Here is a 19,336-nt window from a genome sequence, read left to right on the forward strand (position 1 = left end):
GGCTTACGGTAACGAAGCCCCGGTTTTTTTGGCCTTCGAAATGCCTGACACTCGGCCTAACCCCTTGTTTTATTGGGTTTCGCAAAAGTTGGCACGCACCCTGCTATATGTTTGGTACAAGAACAATAACAAGCAATGCACAAGACAATAAAAATAAGACGAATCGACTCACGCACAATAAAAACAAGACGGCGAGAGGCGCAGCTAACTGATTCTTTTGGAGAGGCGTTGTATTTGGGGCTAGCCCCACGACCAGGCCGAGAACAACAAAAACTGTCCTAAGACAGAGCCTGTACTGGTTGGATCGCAAGATCACTGCAACACAGCGACCAAAGCAATCCGTTTGCTCTTGGCTCCCGATTGGGAGGGTCATGAAGGTAGCTTCATGGCGAGGGCACTTAACAAAAACAAAAAGCCCGAAACCAAAAATAAAAATAGAGCATGCAACTACTTCTTGGGGAGCTTCGGCTCCCCTTGTAGTTTCCAGGATTCAGAAAACCCCACGTATCACTGTAGGAGCGAGCCTGCTCGCGAAAATCCCACAGGAACATCGGGGCATCTGGTTTTACGCGTAATCGTTCACGTCCATCGCGAGCAAGCTCGCTCCTACAGCTCATATCTGCTGTCTCCTACACCATCCCCCGACTAAATGCTAGAATCCCCGCCCATCATGCGGTCATTCTTCTGTTATGGCCGAATATTCCTTCAAACAGTGCATCCCATGCTGAAGAAGCTGTTCCAGTCATTCCGTTCTCCCAAGCGTCCTACGCAACACATTCGCAGCACGCCTGAAGTGCTCAACAGCGGCCAACATTCGCTGCAAAAGGCGCAATTCAGCCGTTACGCGGTGAATATCGTTGAACGCCTGCAGAGCGCCGGTTATCAGGCTTACCTGGTTGGCGGTTGCGTGCGCGACATGATGCTGGGCATCACACCGAAAGATTTCGACGTTGCCACCAGCGCCACACCCGAGCAGGTGCGGGCCGAATTCCGTAACGCGCGGATCATCGGGCGTCGATTCAAACTGGTGCATATCCACTTCGGCCGCGAAATCATCGAAGTGGCGACTTTCCGCGCCAACCACCCGCAAAACGAAGACGAGGAAGACAGCAACCAGTCTTCGCGCAACGAAAGCGGGCGCATCCTGCGCGATAACGTCTATGGCACCCTGGAAGAAGACGCGCAACGTCGCGACTTCACCATCAATGCCTTGTATTACGATCCGGTCAGCGAACGCGTCCTCGACTACGCCAACGGCGTACACGACATTCGCAATCACCTGATCCGCCTGATCGGCGATCCGAAGCAACGCTACCAAGAAGATCCGGTACGCATGCTGCGGGCCGTGCGTTTCGCCGCCAAGCTGAACTTCGGCATCGAAAAACACAGCGCCCTGCCGATCCGTGACCTGGCGCCGATGCTGCGCGAAATTCCGTCGGCCCGCCTGTTCGAAGAGGTGCTCAAGCTGTTCCTCTCCGGCCACGCCGCCGATACGTTTGAAATGCTGGTCGACCTGCAGTTGTTCGATCCACTATTCCCGGCCAGCGCCGAAGCACTGGAATACAACCCGACGTACACCCACACCCTGATCAGCGAAGCCCTGATCAACACCGATCTGCGAATCAAGCAGAACAAACCGGTCACCCCGGCGTTCCTGTTTGCGGCTCTGCTCTGGCCTGCCCTGCCGGCCCGCGTCCTGCGCCTGCAGGAACGTGGCATGCCGCCGATTCCGGCGATGCAGGAAGCGGCGCACGAACTGATTGCCGAACAGTGTCAGCGCATCGCGATTCCGAAACGCTTCACCATGCCGATCCGCGAGATCTGGGATATGCAGGAACGCCTGCCGCGCCGCAGCGGCAAGCGGGCCGATCTGTTGCTGGACAATCCGCGTTTCCGCGCCGGTTACGACTTCCTGCTGCTGCGAGAAAGCGCCGGTGAGCAAACCGACGGCCTGGGTGAATGGTGGACCGATTATCAGGACGCCAACGAAAGCGAGCGCCGCGACATGATCCGCGACCTCAGCGGCAAGGAAGAAGGCACCGGTGCCCCGCGCAAGCGTCGCCGCAGCGGTGGTTCCAAGCGCAAACGCGCCGCCGGCGCTTCGAGCAGCACGGGCGAGTAATCCATGGAACGCATCTACATCGGCATGGGCAGCAATCTGGCTGACCCCGCCGAACAATTGCGCAGCGCCGTCGAGGCGCTGGCGCAGTTGCCGCAAACGGCGCTGGTCGGGGTTTCTGCGTTTTATCAAAGCGACTCGCTACTACCCGGACAACCGCGTTACACCAATGCGGTGGCCGCTCTCGCCAGCGCGCTGGCGCCGCTGGACCTTCTGGATGCCTTGCAAGCCATCGAAAACGGCCAGGGTCGCGAGCGTCTTGAGCGCTGGGGACCGCGCACGCTGGACCTCGACATCTTGCTATTCGGTGACCGCCTGATCGACGAACCGCGCCTCAAGGTTCCCCACTACCACATGCAGGAACGGGCCTTCGTGCTGTATCCGCTGGCGGAACTGGCAACTGCGGACCTGCGCCTGGCCGATGGCCGGACCTTGGCCGACCTGCTCAAGGCATGCCCGTTCGTCGGCCTGGAACGCCTGCCCTAAAATTGCCCCCCCTGTGGGAGCGAGCTTGCTCGCTCCCACATTGGTTTTGTGTCGCGCACAAGATCTGCTGCTGAATCGCATCAGTTACCCCGGTAACACCCCACCCGTAACAATGCGGTAACACACGCAATTGACTTCCCTCGTTCTCCTCACGACTATAGGCGTCCCGCTGCCGCCAACACGGCGTTAAAGGGCGCAATCCAGGCCTTAAAAGCACGACAAAAGAGCGTGCGCCTGTATTTAACGAAGAATCACGCGCGTTACTCGCAGTAGTTTCCACAGCGCCTGAATGAGGAACTTTTCATGCCAGCCATCACCCTGACCACCCTGCAAGGTCTGAAGCAAAAAGGTGAAAAGATCACCATGCTGACCTGCTACGACGCAACCTTCGCCCACGCCTGCAATCAGGCCGGCGTCGAAGTGCTGCTGGTGGGCGACTCCCTCGGCATGGTTTTGCAGGGCCACGACAGCACGTTGCCTGTCACCACCGCCGAAATGGCTTACCACGTGGCCTCCGTCAAACGCGGTAACAGCGATGCCTTCATCCTCGCCGACCTGCCTTTCATGGCCTATGCCACCACCGAGCAAGCCATGACCAACAGCGCCCTGTTGATGCAGGCTGGCGCGCACATGGTCAAGGTTGAAGGGGCGTTGTGGCTGGCCGATTCGATTCGCCTGCTGGCCGAGCGCGGCATCCCTGTTTGCGCGCACATGGGCCTGACACCGCAATCGGTGAACATCCTTGGTGGCTACAAGGTCCAGGGTCGCAATGAAAACCAGGCGCGGCAGATGCGTGCCGACGCGATTTCCCTGGAACAGGCTGGCGCGGCAATGCTGCTGCTCGAGTGCGTCCCGAGCGAACTGGCAGAAGAAATCACCCAGGCGGTGAAAATTCCAGTGATCGGTATTGGCGCCGGCAATCGCACCGACGGTCAGGTGCTGGTCCTGCACGACATGCTGGGACTGTCCATTACCGGCCGCGTGCCAAAATTCGTGAAAAACTTCATGACTGGCCAGACCAGTATTGAAGCTGCACTGAGTGCCTACGTGACTGAAGTCAAAGCGGCGACCTTCCCTGGGATCGAACACGGATTCTCTGCATGAACACCGTAAAAACCGTACGCGAACTGCGGGCCGCCGTGGCCCGTGCCCGTAGCGAAGGCAAGCGCATCGCCTTTGTGCCAACCATGGGCAACCTGCACAGCGGCCACGTTGCGCTGGTGACCAAAGCCTCCCAGCGGGCGGACTTCGTGGTCGCGAGCGTTTTCGTCAACCCACTGCAATTCGGTGCTGGCGAAGACCTCGACAAGTACCCGCGCACTCTCGCCGCCGACCAGGAAAAACTGCTCCAGGCCGGTTGCCATTTGCTGTTTGCACCCACGGTTGAAGAGATGTACCCCGACGGCATGACCGGCCAGACCCGCGTCAGCGTCCCGCAATTGTCCGAAGGCCTGTGCGGCGCGAGCCGTCCGGGGCATTTTGAAGGCGTGGCAACGGTGGTCAGCAAGCTGTTCAACATGGTCCAGCCGGATCTGGCGATTTTCGGCGAGAAAGACTTCCAGCAACTGGCGGTGATTCGCGCGCTGGTACACGACCTGAACATGCCGATCCAAATCATCGGTGAGCCGACCGTTCGAGCGGCCGATGGCCTGGCGCTGTCGTCGCGCAACGGCTTCCTCAATGAAGAGCAGCGGGCCCTGGCGCCGCTGGTGTATCGCACGTTGAGCGAGATCGCCGAGTCGATCAAACAAGGTGAGCGCGACTTCCCGGCGTTGATCCGCATGAAGCTGCACCAACTCGAAGCTGCCGGCCTGCGCCCGGATTACCTGGAAATCCGCCACGCCCTGACCTTGCGCCCGGCAACGGCGCAGGATCGTGACCTGGTGATTCTGGTGGCGGCGTTCCTCGGGACTACGCGGTTGATCGACAACCTGCACCTGAACCTCGACGCGCCAAACTAAACACCGAGATTCCCCTGTCTCGCGATGAACTCCGACGCGCCGCGTACATTCAGAAAATACGCGTAATCGTTAACGTCCATCGCGAGCAAGCGCGCTCCTACAGGGGCATCTGTGCCCAAACAGACTGTATTGCCGCCCACAACCCCATCGGGCAAACTGCCCGCCGTTCGATTCCGACCTGGGAAATACTCATGCACGCCATCATGCTCAAAGCCAAGCTGCATCGCGCCGAAGTCACCCACGCTGTACTCGATTACGAAGGTTCCTGCGCCATCGACGGCGAATGGCTGGACCTGTCCGGTATCCGTGAGTACGAACAGATCCAGATCTACAACGTCGACAACGGCGAGCGCTTCACCACCTACGCCATCCGTGGCGAAGAAGGTTCGCGCATGATCTCGGTCAACGGCGCCGCTGCGCACAAAGCCAAGGTTGGCGATCGCGTCATCATCTGCGCTTACGCTCACTACAGCGAAGCCGAACTGCTCAACTTCAAGCCGCGCATGCTCTACATGGCACCGGGCAATGAATTGAGCCACACCAGCAACGCCATTCCGGTCCAGGTCGCCTGATCCGAGTCCTGTCTCTTCCGTTTGTCGGACTATTCCTGACTTCGTATAAAAAAGTACCGGAAACAGGTCAGACAAAGCCAAGACAGATCATTGCGCGGGGTTTACTGTATTCGCCCTGCGCCATGAAATCGTGTCGACGCAGTTGACCGGAACGCCCACCCATAGCGCTCCGGGATTTTTAGTGTTCAAAAGGCCGTTCAAGTAAAAAGGAAACCCGCAGCGATGGCGTATTACCGCACTCCTCACGATGTGACCGCTCTGCCCGCCTGGCAAGCGTTGAATGACCACCGCCAAGCCATGCAGGATTTCAGCATGCGCGAAGCCTTCAATGCCGATCCGCAGCGTTTTACTCAATTCACCCTCAGCAGCTGCGGCCTGTTTCTCGACTACTCGAAGAACCTGATCAACGCCGAGACCCGCAATCTGCTGGTGGGCCTGGCCAACGAAGTCGACCTCAAGGGCGCGATCAAATCGCTGTTCGACGGCGAAATCGTCAACGCTTCCGAAGGCCGTCCGGCCCTGCACACCGCCCTGCGCCGCCCGGTTGGCGACAAGCTGTCGGTCAACGGCGTCAACGTCATGCCCGAAGTGCACAAGGTGCTGAACCAGATCACCGATCTCGTGGGCCGTATCCACGATGGTCTGTGGCGCGGTTACACCGAGAAGCCGATCACCGACGTGGTCAACATTGGCATCGGCGGCTCCTTCCTCGGCCCTGAGCTGGTGTCCGAAGCCTTGCTGTCCTACGCCCAGAAAGGCGTTCGTTGCCATTACCTGGCAAATATCGACGGCAGCGAGTTCCACGAACTGACCATGAAGCTGCGCGCCGAGACCACTCTGTTCATCGTCTCGTCGAAATCCTTCAACACCCTCGAAACCCTGAAAAACGCCCAGGCTGCCCGTGCCTGGTATCTGGCCCAGGGGGGTTCGGAAGCCGAACTGTACCGCCACTTCATCGCGGTATCGAGCAATAACGCCGCCGCGGTGGCGTTCGGCATCCGCGAAGAAAACATCTTCCCGATGTGGGACTGGGTCGGCGGCCGCTACTCGCTGTGGTCGGCCATCGGTCTGCCGATCGCCCTGGCCATCGGCATGTCCAACTTCAAGGAATTGCTGTCCGGTGCCTACACCATGGACCAGCACTTCCTGACCGCGCCGTTCGAACAGAACATGCCGGTGCTGCTGGCCTTGCTCGGCGTGTGGTACGGCAACTTCTGGGGCGCGCAAAGCCACGCGATCCTGCCGTACGATCACTACCTGCGTAACATCACCAAGCACCTGCAACAGCTGGACATGGAATCCAACGGCAAGAGCGTGCGCCAGGACGGCAAGCCGGTTTCCACCGACACCGGGCCGGTGATCTGGGGGGGCGTCGGCTGCAACGGTCAACACGCCTACCACCAGTTGCTGCACCAGGGCACCCAGTTGATCCCGGCCGACTTCATCGTGCCGATCGTCAGCTTCAACCCGGTGTCCGACCACCACCAGTGGCTGTACGCCAACTGCCTGTCGCAGAGCCAGGCGCTGATGCTCGGCAAGACCCTCGCCGAAGCCGAAACCGAGCTGCGCGACAAAGGCATGAGCGAAGCCGAGGTGCACAAACTCGCGCCGCACAAGGTGATCCCGGGCAACCGCCCGAGCAACACCCTGGTGGTCGAACGCATCAGCCCGCGCCGCCTCGGCGCGCTGGTGGCGATGTACGAACACAAAGTCTTCGTGCAGAGCGTGATCTGGGGCATCAATGCCTTCGACCAGTGGGGTGTGGAGCTGGGCAAAGAGCTGGGCAAAGGCGTCTACAACCGTCTGGTCGGCAGCGAAGAAACCACGGCCGAGGACGCCTCGACCCAAGGGCTGATCAACTACTTCCGTGGTCGTCACCGCGGGTGATTTGATGGCCCCCTGTAGGAGCTGGCTTGCCAGCGATGACGGTGTGTCAGTCCAATAAATTTTGACTGATCCACCGCTTTCGCTGGCAAGCCAGCTCCTACGAGGGTCGCACCGCTCCCCTCTTGAACCCATTGACCTCTCGGCGCATCTTTATCTTTGTCGCAAAACAAGAATAAGGAACCGTCATGTTCGATATCAGCACGTTCCCCAAAGCCGATGCCGTCCGCCGGGCTGCACAATTGAGTCAAGACGACTATCAGCGCCTGTACCGCGAATCCATTGAACACCCCAGTACGTTTTGGGCCGAACAGGCCACCCGCTTCCTCGACTGGAGCGCGCCTTGGGACACTGTCCAGCGCTACAACCTGAAAACCGGTGAAGCCAGCTGGTTTGCCGGCGGGAAACTGAATGTCAGCTACAACTGCATCGACCGGCACCTGGAGAAGCGCGGCGATCAGGTCGCTATCATCTGGGAAGGCGACGACCCTGCCGACTCGACATCGATCACCTACAAACAACTGCATGAAAACGTCTGCCGCCTGGCCAACGTGCTGAAAAGCCGTGGCGTGAAAAAAGGCGATCGCGTGTGCATCTACATGCCGATGATTCCCGAAGCGGCCTACGCCATGCTTGCCTGTACCCGTATCGGTGCGGTGCACTCCGTCGTATTTGGCGGCTTCTCCCCGGACTCCGTACGCGACCGGATTCTCGACGCCGACTGCCAAACCGTGATCACTGCCGACGCAGGAGTACGCGGCGGCAAGGCCGTACCGCTCAAGGAAAAGATCGACAAGGCCCTGCAAAGTTGTCCGAATGTCAGCACCGTCATCGTGGTCGAACACCCCAAGAGTGAGGTGGACTGGGTCGAAGGCCGGGACATCCATTACCAAGAGGCCCTGCGCGACGCCAGCGCCGATTGCCCACCCGAGCCGATGGACGCCGAAGACCCGTTGTTCATCCTCTACACCTCCGGCAGCACCGGCAAACCCAAAGGCGTGCTGCACACCACCGGCGGTTACCTGCTGCAAGCCGCGATGACCTTCAAGTACGTGCTGGACTACCGCGACGGCGAAGTCTTCTGGTGCACTGCCGATGTCGGCTGGGTCACAGGCCACAGCTATATTGTCTACGGCCCACTGGCCAACGGCGCGACCACGCTGATCTTCGAAGGCGTGCCAAGCTACCCGACTAGCTCGCGCTTCTGGCAGGTGATCGACAAGCACAAGGTGAACATTTTCTACACCGCCCCGACAGCCCTGCGCTCGCTGATGCGCGAAGGCCCCGGACCGTTGAAGCAAACATCTCGCGCCAGCATCAGGCTACTCGGTACGGTCGGCGAGCCGATCAATCCGGAAGCGTGGGAGTGGTACTTCCATGAGGTCGGCGAAGAGCGCTGCCCGATCGTCGATACCTGGTGGCAGACCGAAACCGGCGGCATCATGCTCAGCCCTTTGGTCAGTGCACAGCGGATCAAGCCTGGTTGTGCGACAAAACCGATGTTCGGCGTGCAACCTGTGTTGCTCGACGAACTGGGCAAGGAAATCAAAGGCGCCGGCAGCGGCGTGCTGGCCATAAAGTCCAGCTGGCCGGCACAGATCCGCAGCGTATACCGCGATCCGCAGCGCATGGTCGACACCTACTTCAAGCCCTACCCCGGCTACTACTTCACCGGCGATGGCGCACGGCGCGATGAGGATGGTGATTACTGGATCACCGGGCGCATCGACGATGTGATCAACGTGTCCGGCCACCGCATCGGCACCGCCGAAGTGGAAAGCGCCCTGGTGCTGCACGAGAGTATCGCCGAGGCCGCTGCGGTTGGTTATCCCCACGACATCAAGGGCCTGGGCATCTATGTCTTTGTCACGCCCATGAACGGCGTCGAAACCAACGATGAACTGAAGAAAGAATTGCTGGCCCTCGTCAGTCAGGAAATCGGCAGTTTCGCCAAGCCGGACTTGATCCAGTGGGCGCCGGCCTTGCCGAAAACCCGCTCAGGCAAGATCATGCGGCGCATTCTGCGCAAGATCGCCTGCAATGAACTCGACAGCCTGGGTGATACTTCGACTCTGGCTGACCCGAGCGTGGTGCAGGGCCTGATCGACAAACGCCTGAACCAATAACGGACTGCGCCCTGTAGGAGCTCGCTCGCGATGAACTCCGACGCGCCGCGTACATTCAGGAAACACGCGTAATCGTTAACGTCCATCGCGAGCAAAGCTCGCTCCTACAGGTTCTCCATGGAATTCATCCGCACCCGCATCGAAACCCAGATCATGAGCCTGACCGGTTTATCACTGGGCAAGCTCGACCTGGAAAACCCCAAGGGCGATCCCGGCCTGTTCGGGCCGGACTCGGTGAGTTGGCAAGTCCATGGCGATTTCAGCAGCATGCTGATCGGTGGCATCAGCGCCCTGATGCTACAAGCCCTACACCCGCTGGCACTGGCCGGGGTCTGGGATCATTCGAACTTTCGTGAAGACATGCTCGGTCGCTTGCGCCGCACTGGGCAATTCATCTCCGGCACCACCTTCGGTTCTCGAAAGGATGCCGACTGGCTGATCGAAAAAGTCCGCACCATTCATTTGCAGATTACCGGCACGGCGCCGGATGGACGCCCCTACGCCGCCAGCGATCCCCAATTGCTGACGTGGGTGCATGTGGCGGAAGTCAGCAACTTCCTCGCCGCACATTTGCGCTATCGCAATCCGCACCTGTCCCTGGCCGACCAGGATCGCTACTACGCTGAAATTGCCCTGGTCGCCGAGCGCCTCGGCGCCCGGGATGTGCCCCGTTCGCGACAGGAAATTGCCGACTACCTTGAGCGCATGCGTCCACAGTTGCTATGCGACGAACGCAGTCGGGAAGTCCTGCGCCTGCTACTGAACGCTCCCTCCCCCAGCCGTTTGGCCAAGCCATTTGGCGGGTTGATGATGCAGGCCGGGATCGACCTGCTGCCGGACTGGGCCAGTGACATGCTCGGCGTCAGCCAGTACCCGTTGCAACGTAAGCTGATTCGCGCCAGCGTCAATCGCAGCGCGCCTATGCTGCGCTGGGCGGTGCGTAATGGATCGGTGCAGCGGGCCAAGCGACGGATGGGTTTACTGACCTGAACACAACTTCTTGAATGTGATCACTCTGTGGCGAGGGAGCTTGCTCCCGCTCGAGTGCGTAGCGCTCGCAAAAAAACCGAAATCTACCGGGATTTTTGGGCCGCTTCGCAGCCCAGCGGGAGCAAGCTCCCTCGCCACAGGCAGGCCCCTCATCTCAGCTCCAAACTGTTAAACTCCCGCGCCCAATTCCCTCCTGCAAGGCGCCCAGCATGTCTTCCTTGAATCAGGCGCTGCGCGCCGCCCTCGATCAACGCCAGGACCTGCTCGCCGAACTGCACCAGCAAGGCACCGATTGCTATCGCCTGTTCCACGGCAGCCAGGAAGGTGCCGGAGGCCTGACCATCGACCGTTACGGCCCGCAGTTGCTGGTGCAGAGTTTCCACCAGCCACTGGAACGCGAGACGCTGCTGCAACTGCACGAAGCGATCAATCAACACCTGGGTTTTGCCACCCTGCTGGTCTACAACGACCGGTCCCGAGGCAACTCGCGCATCGATCGCGAAGACATCGTCTACCGTGCCGACGACGCCGCCCTGCAAGACCTGGTTGGCCACGAATGGGGCCTGAACTATCGGGTCCGTGGCCGCCATGCCGGACAAGACCCGCTGCTGTTCCTCGACCTGCGTAACACCCGCGGCTGGGTCAAGGATCACAGCAAGAACAAAAGCGTGTTGAACCTGTTCGCCTACACCTGTGGTGTCGGCCTCAGTGCTGCCGCCGGTGGTGCGAGTGAGGTGTGCAACCTGGACTTCGCCGAAGGCAACCTGGCGGTCGGCCGGGAGAACGGCCAACTCAACCCGCAGTTGCCGACCATGGAATTTATCCAGTCCGACTACTTCCCGGCCATTCGCCAACTGGCTGGCCTGCCGATCAGCCAGCGCCGCGGGCAAAAACTGCCGAGCTATCAGCGCCTGGAACAGCGCCAGTACGATCTGGTGCTGCTGGACCCTCCGGCCTGGGCCAAGAGTGCGTTCGGCACCGTCGACCTGCTGCGCGACTACCAGAGCCTGCTCAAACCGGCCCTGCTGACAACCGCCGACAACGGCGTGCTGATCTGCTGCAACAACCTGGCGAAAGTCAGCATGGACGACTGGCGCGAGCAGGTGTTGCGTTGTGCGGAGAAAGCCGGGCGACCAGTGCGTGAGTGGACCGTGATGAAGCCGGGCGGAGATTTTCCGTCGATGGATCAACAACCACCGCTGAAAACCCTGATCCTGCAACTCTGACCGTTGTCGGAGAAATCTAAAAATTCCTGAACAGGCCGATCACTTCGGAACCGGAAACGCGTGCCATACTCCAAGGCACTCCGATTCAGACAGATGAAGCCACACATGTACAAAGGATTGATACGCGCCATCGGCGCCTTGTTGACTGCTCTGGCCCTCTACAGCTTGCTGGGCTTTCTGATTTTACCGGGGGTCGCGTTGCGCGTTGCCAACCAGCAACTGGCCAACTACGCCACCACCCCCGCCACCATCCAGCGGATCGAATTCAATCCGTTCAGCCTCGAACTGACCCTCTGGGGCTTGAACATCGGCGAGCCCGGCAAAGAGCAGGTCGGCTTCGAACGCCTGTACGCCAATCTGCAACTCGACAGCCTGTGGACCAAGGCGGTGCACCTGTCCGATATCGAACTGGACAAGCCCAAGACCGAGATCCTGTTCAGCAAGGACGGCAAACTCAATCTGCTTGGGCTGTTCAAACTGCCAGCGAGCGAACCCACACCCACCGACCCGGATGCCAAGCCGTTTCCGCTGCGCATCGAACGGATCAAACTGGCCGGCGGCGCCGTGCACTTTGAAGACGCCCGGCCCAGCGAACCCATCGAGTTTCTCTACGACAAGCTCGATTTCGAGCTGAAAAACCTCAGCACCCTGCCTGAGGACAGCGCCGACATGACCCTGGTGGCCATCGGTCCCTACGGCGGACAGATCGACTGGACCGGCAATTTCAGCCTGATCCCAATCGCTTCCGAAGGTAAGCTGAAAATCACTGATGGCAAGATGAAAGCCTTTTGGCCCTATGTGCGCGATGCCGTACCACTGGACCTCGAAAGCGGCGTGATGAGCATCAGTACCGACTACAAACTCAACCTGTCCAAGGAAACCGAGCTGCTGCTGAGCAATGTAGCGGTCAACATCGCCCCCTTCGCGATCAAGGCCCCGGATGGGCGACCACTGGTGAAGCTTGAGCGCCTGGACATCAGCGAAACCACGGTGGACCTGGCCAAACAGCAAGTGGTGGTCGGCAAGATCCGCAGCAACAAACTGGAGACTTGGGCCGCATTGGAGTCGGACGGCCAGCTCGACTGGCAGAAACTGTTCGCCAGCCAGCCATCAAAACCCACAGCCAAGGCCAAGGCGGACGCCGAACCGACCAGTGCTCCGGCGGCCGCAGACTCACCGAAACCTGAACCGACCACACCGGGCAAACCCTGGCAGGTGCTGCTCAAGGATGTGCAGTTGCGCAACTACCAGGTGCATCTGGCTGACCGCAAGGCACAACCCGCCGTCGCTCTGGATCTGAGCCCTCTGAACCTCGACCTGCAAAACTTCGACAGCCTCAACGGCTCGCCCTTTACCCTCAAGCTCGATACCGGCGTGGGCAAGCAAGGCAAGATCATGGCCGATGGCGAGGTAAACCTGGCCCCGGTCAGCGCCAGGCTGAAGGTACAGACCAAGGACATCGACCTGCGGGTTGCCCAGTCCTACATCACGCCATTCATTCGCCTGGAACTGCGCAGCGGCATGCTCGGCAGCGATCTGGCGGTCGACCTGAAAAGCACCGAGCCCCTGGCGTTCAACGTCACCGGCCGCGCCCAGGTCGATCAGTTGCATACCCTGGACACCCTTAAAACCCGCGACTTCCTCAAGTGGCAACAGGTCGTGGTCGAAGGCCTGAACTATCAGCATGGGGACAGCCTGTCGATCGACAAAATCAACCTGTTACAGCCCTACGCGCGTTTCATGATCAATGATGATCGAACCACCAACATCGATGACCTACTGATTCCGCAGCCGGCGGACTCGGGAACAAAAACCGCTGCGAGCAAACCGGCCAGCAAGGAAAAGCCGTTGGGCATCCACATCGGTGGCATTTTCATCAATGACGGTTCGGCCAACTTCGCCGACTTCAGCCTGACGCCGAACTTCGCCACTGCCATCCAGCAACTCAACGGGCAGATTGGCACCATCGACAGCCGCCAGCCGAAACCGGCCGGTGTCGACGTCAAGGGCAAGGTCGATCGCTACGCGCCGGTGACCATCAAGGGCGCCGTCAATCCGTTCGACCCGATGGCCAGCCTCGACATCGCCACCAGCTTCAAACGCGTGGAACTGACCACGCTGACGCCCTACTCCGGCAAGTTCGCCGGCTATCGAATCCGCAAAGGCCGGCTGAATCTCGACCTGCACTACCAGATCACCAAGGGCCAGCTCAAAGCTGAAAACAAAGTGGTGGTTGAACAGCTGCAACTCGGTGAAAAAGTCGACAGCCCGGATGCCGTGAGCCTGCCGCTGAAACTGGCTATTGCCTTGCTCAAGGACGTCGACGGCAAGATTTCCATCGAACTGCCGGTCACCGGCGACCTGAACAATCCGCAATTCAGCATCATGCCGATTGTCTGGCAGACCCTGCGTAACCTGATCGTCAAAGCCGCGGCAGCGCCGTTCAAGCTCATTGGTGGGCTGGTCAACGGTGGTGGCGCGGAAGATCTGGGCAGTGTGTCGTTCGCTGCCGGTTCCAGCGACCTGAGCAAGGACGCCGAAGGCGCTCTGGACAAACTCTCCAAGGCACTCAAGGAACGCCCCGCCCTGCGCCTGGAAATCGAAGGCACCGCCGCCCAGAGCAGCGATGGCCCGCTGATCGCCGAACAACGCCTGGAACGTGAATACCAGTACAACTACTACAAAATGCTCCAGCGCCGCGGTGACAAGGTCCCGGCCCAGGCATCGTTGCTGGAAGTGCCGGACGGGGAAAAAGGCCCGCTGCTCGAGGGTATCTACCGCACCCGCCTGAAAACCCAGCCCCCTGCGGAATGGAAGGATCTGGGCAAGGAAGAGCGCACCGCGAAAATGCGTGCCGAGGTCATCAAATTCTGGAGCTCAAGTGACGTGCTGTTGCGTCAACTGGGTCAGGAACGCGCCAGCAGCATCAAGGACTACCTGGTCGACAAGGCCCAGCTGGAAGACGACCGGGTGTACTTCATTGATGCCAATCTCGGCGAAGCAGAAAGTGACGGCCGCGTGATAACTCCGATGCATCTGGATGCCGAATGATGATCCGGCGGTTGCTGACAGGCCTGGTTCTGGCGCTATCAGCCAGTCAGGCCTGGGCGACCGATACCCTGCGCTGTGGCAGCCAATTGATCAACGTCGGCGACCGTTCGAGTGAGGTCCTCCAGAAATGCGGCGAGCCGGTCAGTCGCGACCTGCTGGGCTACAAGCGCAGCGCAGATCGGCGCGAGGAGTTTCAGGTCGAGGAATGGACCTACGGACCGAAGGGTGGCATGTATCAATACTTGCGATTCGAAGGCAACCGGCTGAAACAGATCACCAGCAAACGCGGCAATTGATTTTGGGGCTTTCACTGGTTTGGAGGCCCCCTCATTGTCGACTCGGACGCGGTCCCTTGTAGGAGCTGGCTTGCCAGCGATGGCCGTTAACGATAACGCGCGTGAACTAGATAGACGCGGCACACTTGAGTCCATCGCCGGCAAGCCGGCTCCTACAGTTTCCCCGGAATGCGTGAGGAACCATTAATTAGCACTATCCAATGTGGGAGCAAGCCCGCTCCCACATTGGGTTTTCAGCGCTACACATAGAACAGGCCCCGGCAAAAATGCCCGGGGCCTGTGGTGGCCAAACTCCTTTTGGCCCTTCGCATGAACACTCAGGTTGCAACAGACGTATGACTCGGCCCGTCTGTCGCACCTTCTCCCGGTCCAGGCGAGAAGCCTTGCCTTACTCGGCTTTCAGGCCGTCAGCGGAAACCGCTTTGACGCCTTTGATTTTCTTGGTGATGGCCACGGCGGTGGTTTTCTGCGCGTCGGTGACCGCCACGGTGGACGACAGCGATACGACGCCTTTGTTGGTTTCGACTTTGATATCGGTGCCTGGAATGCCTTTTTCGGTCATCAGGTCACTTTTGACTTTGGTGGTGATCCAGGTGTCGGAAGTAGCTTCTTTCGCTTCGGTCATTTCACCGGCAGCCAGCACCATTGGCGACTGGGTTGCCTGAGTGGTTTGAGCGAACGCGGCGTTGGCCAGGGTCAGGGTCAGGGTCAGCGCGGTAGCAGCAGCGGCAGTGATAGCGAACTTCTTCATACGAGTAACTCCTGTTTTTCGGAAAAGTCTGCCGGGTGTCATGTCGGCAGGGTTACCAGGGATATTGCGAACGCTGTGCCAACTTTGAAACAAGAATTAAACCTTTATAAATCAACAATTTATGCAATTAGGTCATTTTCGAAATCATGCAAAATGCACGAGAAGCCGAAACACTGCATGCAAGTTGCGGGTTTATGGAAAGTTCCTAAGATGCTGAAATTTCTGAGCTTTATCTGCGGTATTTGACGACGGGTCGACTAACAGGAAAACCCCGCAAAAGCGGGGACTTGGTTCAGCAATTCATGCCGCAGAACCGGAACACCCTTTAGGCAAGTAATCCTGGGAAACGCTGCTCTTACATGACCAGCCTTTGGCTTCCTCCCGTGTCAGAGTGACGGTTTTGCCCTGGACCACCCCCGGGGCATTGTGCAACGTACAAACGATTGATCCCCCTCCCGCCGGCGTTGTAGCCGTCACAGACAGGGCGCAGTGGGTGGTCGAGGTCTCACCGGCAGGCGCCACGTTGGCAATAGTCGGCGTGCCCCCCTGATTGATTACATCCTCGAACGGCACCTTCATTGCAGTCAGCTCGGCCAGGGCCGCCGTGACCTTGGCCCGAGCCTGGTATTTGGAATACATCGGCAAACCCAGTGTGGCCAGGATCCCGATGATCGCCACCACGACGAGCAGCTCGATCAGGGTAAAACCTTTTTGATTGTTCATGTACAAGCTCCATGCATGAGTCGAAGGCTCATGACCTGCCCCTTGGCAGCACAGCCTGTGCCAAGGCCAGAAGCCCCTGTTGGCAGAGGGCGTGGCCGCCGTGAAGGCCTTTCCTTCTGCCAGGATCAGCACTATCTGACGTTTTTTGTCACCTCACCCTTGCCGGTTTGGCTCCATCGTTTGACTAGGCTATAAGACCCACTCAAGCGGATTACCCAGGACTGAACATGGCGGTCAAGGCAGCGAAAATCAGCGTGTATGCATGGGAGGGCATTGACCGCAAAGGCACACAGGTAACCGGTGAGCTCAGCGGTCAGAACCCGGCGCTGATCAGGGCGAAACTGCGCAAGCAAGGCATCAATCCCGGCAAGGTTCGTAAAAAAACCCAGTCGGTTTTCAACATGGGCAAGCGCATCAAGGCCCGGGACATTGCCCTGTTCACCCGGCAAATGGCGACGATGATGAAGGCCGGCGTGCCGTTGCTGCAGTCGTTCGACATCATCGGCGAAGGCTTGGACAATCCGGCCATGCGCACGCTGGTGGACGAACTGAAACAGGAAGTCGCGGCAGGCAACAGCTTCGCCGCCGCCCTGCGCAAGAACCCCCGGTATTTCGATGAACTGTATTGCAACCTGGTGGATGCCGGCGAGCAGGCCGGTGCCCTCGACACCCTTTTGGAGCGGGTCGCGACCTACAAGGAAAAAAGCGAAAGCCTCAAGGCCAAGGTCAGGAAAGCCATGACCTACCCGTTGGTGGTGGTGTTCGTCGCGGCGGTTGTCACCGGGATTCTGCTGATCAATGTCGTGCCGCAGTTCGAATCAGTGTTCAAAGGCTTTGGCGCCGAACTGCCGGCCTTCACCGTGATGGTCATTGGCCTGTCGCAATTCATGCAGGCCTGGTGGTGGACGGTCCTTGGCGCACTGATCGCAATGACCTTTGGTGTGCGCCATGCCCTCAATACATCCCCGGCCTTTCGTGACCGGATGGACACCTGGCTGCTGAAACTGCCGCTGGTGGGCACGTTGATGTACAAGTCCGCGGTTGCCCGGTTCGCCCGTACGCTGTCGACCACTTTCGCTGCCGGCGTGCCATTGGTGGAGGCCTTGGAATCAGTGGCCGGCGCGACCGGCAATATCGTGTTCAAGCGTGCGGTACTACGCATCCGGCAGGACGTTTCGACCGGCATGCAATTGAACTTCGCCATGCGTACCTCCGGCGTCTTTCCGAACATGGCGATACAAATGACTGCCATCGGCGAAGAGTCCGGTGCTCTGGACAATATGCTCGACAAAGTCGCGGGGTTCTACGAAGACGATGTCGATAACATGGTCGATAACCTCACCAGCCTGATGGAACCGTTCATCATGGTGGTGCTGGGTGCTATCGTCGGTGGACTGGTAGTTGCCATGTACCTGCCCATCTTCCAACTCGGCTCAGCGATCTGACATGCCCTTGAATGAAATTCTGACTCACTATCCGCTGGCCTTTGTCCTTCTCGCAGGCATCACCGGCCTGTTGGTCGGCAGCTTCCTCAATGTGCTGATCTGGCGCCTGCCGAAAATGCTCGAACGCGAGTGGCGTGTGCAGGCCCATGACATTCTCGGGTTGCCTGGCGAAACGCCGGTACCGACCTTTAACCTGCTGCTGCCCCATTCCCAGTGCCCGCACTGCGGTCACCGAATCCGCGCCTGGGAAAACATTCCACTGCTCAGTTATGTGTTTTTGCGCGGCCGCTGTTCAGCCTGCGCGACGGCAATCAGCCCGCGCTACCCGTTGACCGAACTGGCCTGTGGCGCGCTGTCGGCGTTTGTCGCCTGGCACTTCGGCTTCGGTTGGCCGGCCGGCCTGGTGCTGGTCCTGAGCTGGGGTTTGCTGGCGATGAGCCTGATCGACGCAGAACATCAGATATTGCCGGACGTACTGGTGCTGCCGTTGATGTGGCTGGGGTTGATCGTCAACAGTTTTGGCCTGTTCGTGTCGTTGCACGAGGCGCTTTGGGGTGCGATAGCCGGCTACAGCGTGCTGTGGTCGGTGTTCTGGCTGTTCAAGCTGATCACGGGCAAAGACGGCATGGGCTACGGTGATTTCAAGCTGCTGGCGATGCTGGGCGCCTGGGGTGGCTGGCAGATTTTGCCACTGACCATCCTTTTGTCCTCGCTGGTGGGTGCCATTATCGGCTTGATGATGCTGCGCTGGCGCAGTGCAAAAACGTCGACTCCGATCCCTTTCGGTCCCTATCTGGCCATTGCCGGCTGGATTGCCTTGCTCTGGGGTGGTCAAATAACCGACCTCTATTGGCAGTTTGTCGGTTTGAAATGAATACCCCTGTGGAAAAACCCTGGATTCTCGGCCTGACCGGTGGCATAGGCAGCGGCAAGAGTGCCGCGGCCCAACACTTCATCGACCTGGGCGTGCATGTGGTCGACGCCGACCATGCCGCTCGCTGGGTAGTCGAACCTGGCCGCCCGGCACTGGCACAGATTGCCGAGCACTTCGGCCCCGCTGTGTTGCAGGCCGACGGGCAACTGGACCGCGCTGCGCTACGCAAATTGATCTTCGAAGTGCCTGAAGAGCGCCGCTGGCTGGAGGCCCTCCTGCATCCACTGATCGGGGAGGAAATCGCACACCACCTGGCGCTGGCAAAATCGCCTTATGCGATTCTGGTTTCGCCACTGCTGATCGAGTCCGGTCAATACGCCATGACCCAACGGGTTCTAGTGATTGATGCCCCGGAACAATTGCAGATTGAACGCACTCTGCAACGAGACCAAACCAGCGAACAGCAAGTCCAGGCGATTCTCAAGGCCCAGTCCAGCCGCCAGAATCGCGTGAGCCATGCCGACGACGTCGTGGTCAATGACCGCGACCTTGCCTGGTTGCACAGCGAGGTCGAACGCCTGCATCACTTTTATCTTACTTTGCGTGGAGGCCAGTCATGAGCCAACCAACAACCGTCGAATGCCCAACCTGTGGCGCCCCCGTGGAATGGACCGCCGAGAGCAAATTCCGGCCCTTCTGCTCCGACCGCTGCAAACTGATCGACCTTGGCGCCTGGGCGTCCGAAGAACACAAGATCCCAGTGGCTCCCGATGCCGAGGACGAGATGTTCAGTGGTGACTTCGACCCCCGTCACTGATCCTGATCGTGACGA

Annotated in this window: 17 protein-coding genes; 15 read left to right on the forward strand and 2 right to left on the reverse strand. The window is 59.4% G+C overall.

Annotated features, from left to right (window positions below):
- The first annotated feature begins 721 nt into the window (after positions 1–721).
- The 11 genes from B0D71_RS20770 to B0D71_RS20820 all read left to right on the forward strand — a co-directional run bounded on the left by B0D71_RS20770 (position 722) and on the right by B0D71_RS20820 (position 14,711).
- Complete coding sequence (locus tag B0D71_RS20770; protein WP_165798741.1) at positions 722–2,122, forward strand: polynucleotide adenylyltransferase PcnB; 1,401 nt, start codon at positions 722–724, stop codon at positions 2,120–2,122.
- Between the two features lie 3 nt (positions 2,123–2,125).
- Positions 2,126–2,605, forward strand: coding sequence for a 2-amino-4-hydroxy-6-hydroxymethyldihydropteridine diphosphokinase (gene folK, locus B0D71_RS20775; RefSeq protein WP_103396419.1), 480 nt, complete (start codon positions 2,126–2,128; stop codon positions 2,603–2,605).
- Positions 2,606–2,908: 303 nt separating this feature from the next.
- The gene (gene panB, locus B0D71_RS20780) at positions 2,909–3,709 is read left to right on the forward strand and encodes a 3-methyl-2-oxobutanoate hydroxymethyltransferase (RefSeq protein WP_103396420.1); all 801 of its coding nucleotides are present in this window, start codon (positions 2,909–2,911) and stop codon (positions 3,707–3,709) included.
- Positions 3,706–4,566, forward strand: a complete 861-nt coding sequence (gene panC, locus B0D71_RS20785; protein WP_103396421.1) for a pantoate--beta-alanine ligase — start codon at positions 3,706–3,708, stop codon at positions 4,564–4,566. Before panB ends, panC begins: the two co-directional genes overlap by 4 nt.
- 191 nt (positions 4,567–4,757) lie before the next feature.
- Complete coding sequence (panD, locus tag B0D71_RS20790) at positions 4,758–5,138, forward strand: aspartate 1-decarboxylase (RefSeq protein WP_003228271.1); 381 nt, start codon at positions 4,758–4,760, stop codon at positions 5,136–5,138.
- A 222-nt stretch (positions 5,139–5,360) separates the two neighbouring features.
- On the forward strand, positions 5,361–7,025 hold the full coding sequence (gene pgi, locus B0D71_RS20795) for a glucose-6-phosphate isomerase (RefSeq protein WP_103396422.1): 1,665 nt from the start codon (positions 5,361–5,363) through the stop codon (positions 7,023–7,025).
- A 185-nt stretch (positions 7,026–7,210) separates the two neighbouring features.
- Complete coding sequence (acs, locus tag B0D71_RS20800) at positions 7,211–9,148, forward strand: acetate--CoA ligase (RefSeq protein ID WP_103396423.1); 1,938 nt, start codon at positions 7,211–7,213, stop codon at positions 9,146–9,148.
- 117 nt (positions 9,149–9,265) lie between these two features.
- The gene (locus tag B0D71_RS20805; protein WP_103396424.1) at positions 9,266–10,138 is read left to right on the forward strand and encodes an oxygenase MpaB family protein; all 873 of its coding nucleotides are present in this window, start codon (positions 9,266–9,268) and stop codon (positions 10,136–10,138) included.
- 209 nt (positions 10,139–10,347) lie between these two features.
- Positions 10,348–11,364, forward strand: coding sequence for a class I SAM-dependent rRNA methyltransferase (locus B0D71_RS20810; protein ID WP_103396425.1), 1,017 nt, complete (start codon positions 10,348–10,350; stop codon positions 11,362–11,364).
- Between the two features lie 93 nt (positions 11,365–11,457).
- Positions 11,458–14,415, forward strand: a complete 2,958-nt coding sequence (locus tag B0D71_RS20815) for a DUF748 domain-containing protein (protein ID WP_103396426.1) — start codon at positions 11,458–11,460, stop codon at positions 14,413–14,415.
- Entirely contained in the window at positions 14,415–14,711 is a 297-nt protein-coding gene (locus B0D71_RS20820; protein WP_103396592.1) for a DUF2845 domain-containing protein, read from the forward strand. The genes B0D71_RS20815 and B0D71_RS20820 overlap by 1 nt, the downstream gene beginning before the upstream one ends.
- A 388-nt stretch (positions 14,712–15,099) precedes the next feature.
- Here the strand turns inward: B0D71_RS20820 and B0D71_RS20825 are convergent, their stop codons facing one another.
- Both B0D71_RS20825 and B0D71_RS20830 read right to left on the reverse strand, forming a co-directional pair.
- Positions 15,100–15,462: a BON domain-containing protein gene (locus tag B0D71_RS20825; RefSeq protein WP_103396427.1), complete on the reverse strand. Its 363-nt coding sequence runs from the start codon at positions 15,460–15,462 to the stop codon at positions 15,100–15,102.
- A gap of 300 nt (positions 15,463–15,762) precedes the next feature.
- The gene (locus B0D71_RS20830) at positions 15,763–16,185 is read right to left on the reverse strand and encodes a pilin (RefSeq protein WP_103396428.1); all 423 of its coding nucleotides are present in this window, start codon (positions 16,183–16,185) and stop codon (positions 15,763–15,765) included.
- 227 nt (positions 16,186–16,412) lie between these two features.
- Between B0D71_RS20830 and B0D71_RS20835 the strand changes: the two genes are divergently transcribed.
- Genes B0D71_RS20835 through yacG form a run of 4 tightly spaced genes read left to right on the forward strand, consistent with a single transcriptional unit; the run spans position 16,413 to position 19,321 of the window.
- Entirely contained in the window at positions 16,413–17,630 is a 1,218-nt protein-coding gene (locus B0D71_RS20835) for a type II secretion system F family protein (protein ID WP_103396429.1), read from the forward strand.
- A 1-nt stretch (position 17,631) separates the two neighbouring features.
- Positions 17,632–18,504 (forward strand): prepilin peptidase, encoded by an 873-nt coding sequence (locus B0D71_RS20840; RefSeq protein ID WP_103396430.1) that lies wholly within the window; start codon positions 17,632–17,634, stop codon positions 18,502–18,504.
- Positions 18,501–19,124 carry a dephospho-CoA kinase gene (gene coaE, locus B0D71_RS20845; RefSeq protein ID WP_103396431.1) on the forward strand — a complete coding sequence of 208 codons (624 nt, stop codon included), beginning with the start codon at positions 18,501–18,503 and terminating at the stop codon, positions 19,122–19,124. Before B0D71_RS20840 ends, coaE begins: the two co-directional genes overlap by 4 nt.
- Positions 19,121–19,321 carry a DNA gyrase inhibitor YacG gene (gene yacG, locus B0D71_RS20850; RefSeq protein ID WP_007970539.1) on the forward strand — a complete coding sequence of 67 codons (201 nt, stop codon included), beginning with the start codon at positions 19,121–19,123 and terminating at the stop codon, positions 19,319–19,321. Before coaE ends, yacG begins: the two co-directional genes overlap by 4 nt.
- Positions 19,322–19,336 lie beyond the last annotated feature (15 nt).

Source organism: Pseudomonas laurylsulfativorans (assembly GCF_002906155.1).
Classification (GTDB): Bacteria; Pseudomonadota; Gammaproteobacteria; order Pseudomonadales; family Pseudomonadaceae; genus Aquipseudomonas; species Aquipseudomonas laurylsulfativorans.

Coding starts and splice junctions, on each gene's coding strand:
- coaE (WP_103396431.1), top strand. CDS start 18,501: ATGAATACCCCTGTGGAAAAACCCTGGATTCTCGGCCTGACCGGTGGC.
- B0D71_RS20820 (WP_103396592.1), top strand. CDS start 14,415: ATGATCCGGCGGTTGCTGACAGGCCTGGTTCTGGCGCTATCAGCCAGT.
- pgi (WP_103396422.1), top strand. CDS start 5,361: ATGGCGTATTACCGCACTCCTCACGATGTGACCGCTCTGCCCGCCTGG.
- B0D71_RS20825 (WP_103396427.1), bottom strand. CDS start 15,462: ATGAAGAAGTTCGCTATCACTGCCGCTGCTGCTACCGCGCTGACCCTG.
- B0D71_RS20770 (WP_165798741.1), top strand. CDS start 722: ATGCTGAAGAAGCTGTTCCAGTCATTCCGTTCTCCCAAGCGTCCTACG.
- acs (WP_103396423.1), top strand. CDS start 7,211: ATGTTCGATATCAGCACGTTCCCCAAAGCCGATGCCGTCCGCCGGGCT.
- B0D71_RS20830 (WP_103396428.1), bottom strand. CDS start 16,185: ATGAACAATCAAAAAGGTTTTACCCTGATCGAGCTGCTCGTCGTGGTG.
- panD (WP_003228271.1), top strand. CDS start 4,758: ATGCACGCCATCATGCTCAAAGCCAAGCTGCATCGCGCCGAAGTCACC.
- B0D71_RS20805 (WP_103396424.1), top strand. CDS start 9,266: ATGGAATTCATCCGCACCCGCATCGAAACCCAGATCATGAGCCTGACC.
- B0D71_RS20815 (WP_103396426.1), top strand. CDS start 11,458: ATGAAGCCACACATGTACAAAGGATTGATACGCGCCATCGGCGCCTTG.
- B0D71_RS20835 (WP_103396429.1), top strand. CDS start 16,413: ATGGCGGTCAAGGCAGCGAAAATCAGCGTGTATGCATGGGAGGGCATT.
- yacG (WP_007970539.1), top strand. CDS start 19,121: ATGAGCCAACCAACAACCGTCGAATGCCCAACCTGTGGCGCCCCCGTG.
- B0D71_RS20810 (WP_103396425.1), top strand. CDS start 10,348: ATGTCTTCCTTGAATCAGGCGCTGCGCGCCGCCCTCGATCAACGCCAG.
- folK (WP_103396419.1), top strand. CDS start 2,126: ATGGAACGCATCTACATCGGCATGGGCAGCAATCTGGCTGACCCCGCC.
- panC (WP_103396421.1), top strand. CDS start 3,706: ATGAACACCGTAAAAACCGTACGCGAACTGCGGGCCGCCGTGGCCCGT.
- B0D71_RS20840 (WP_103396430.1), top strand. CDS start 17,632: ATGCCCTTGAATGAAATTCTGACTCACTATCCGCTGGCCTTTGTCCTT.
- panB (WP_103396420.1), top strand. CDS start 2,909: ATGCCAGCCATCACCCTGACCACCCTGCAAGGTCTGAAGCAAAAAGGT.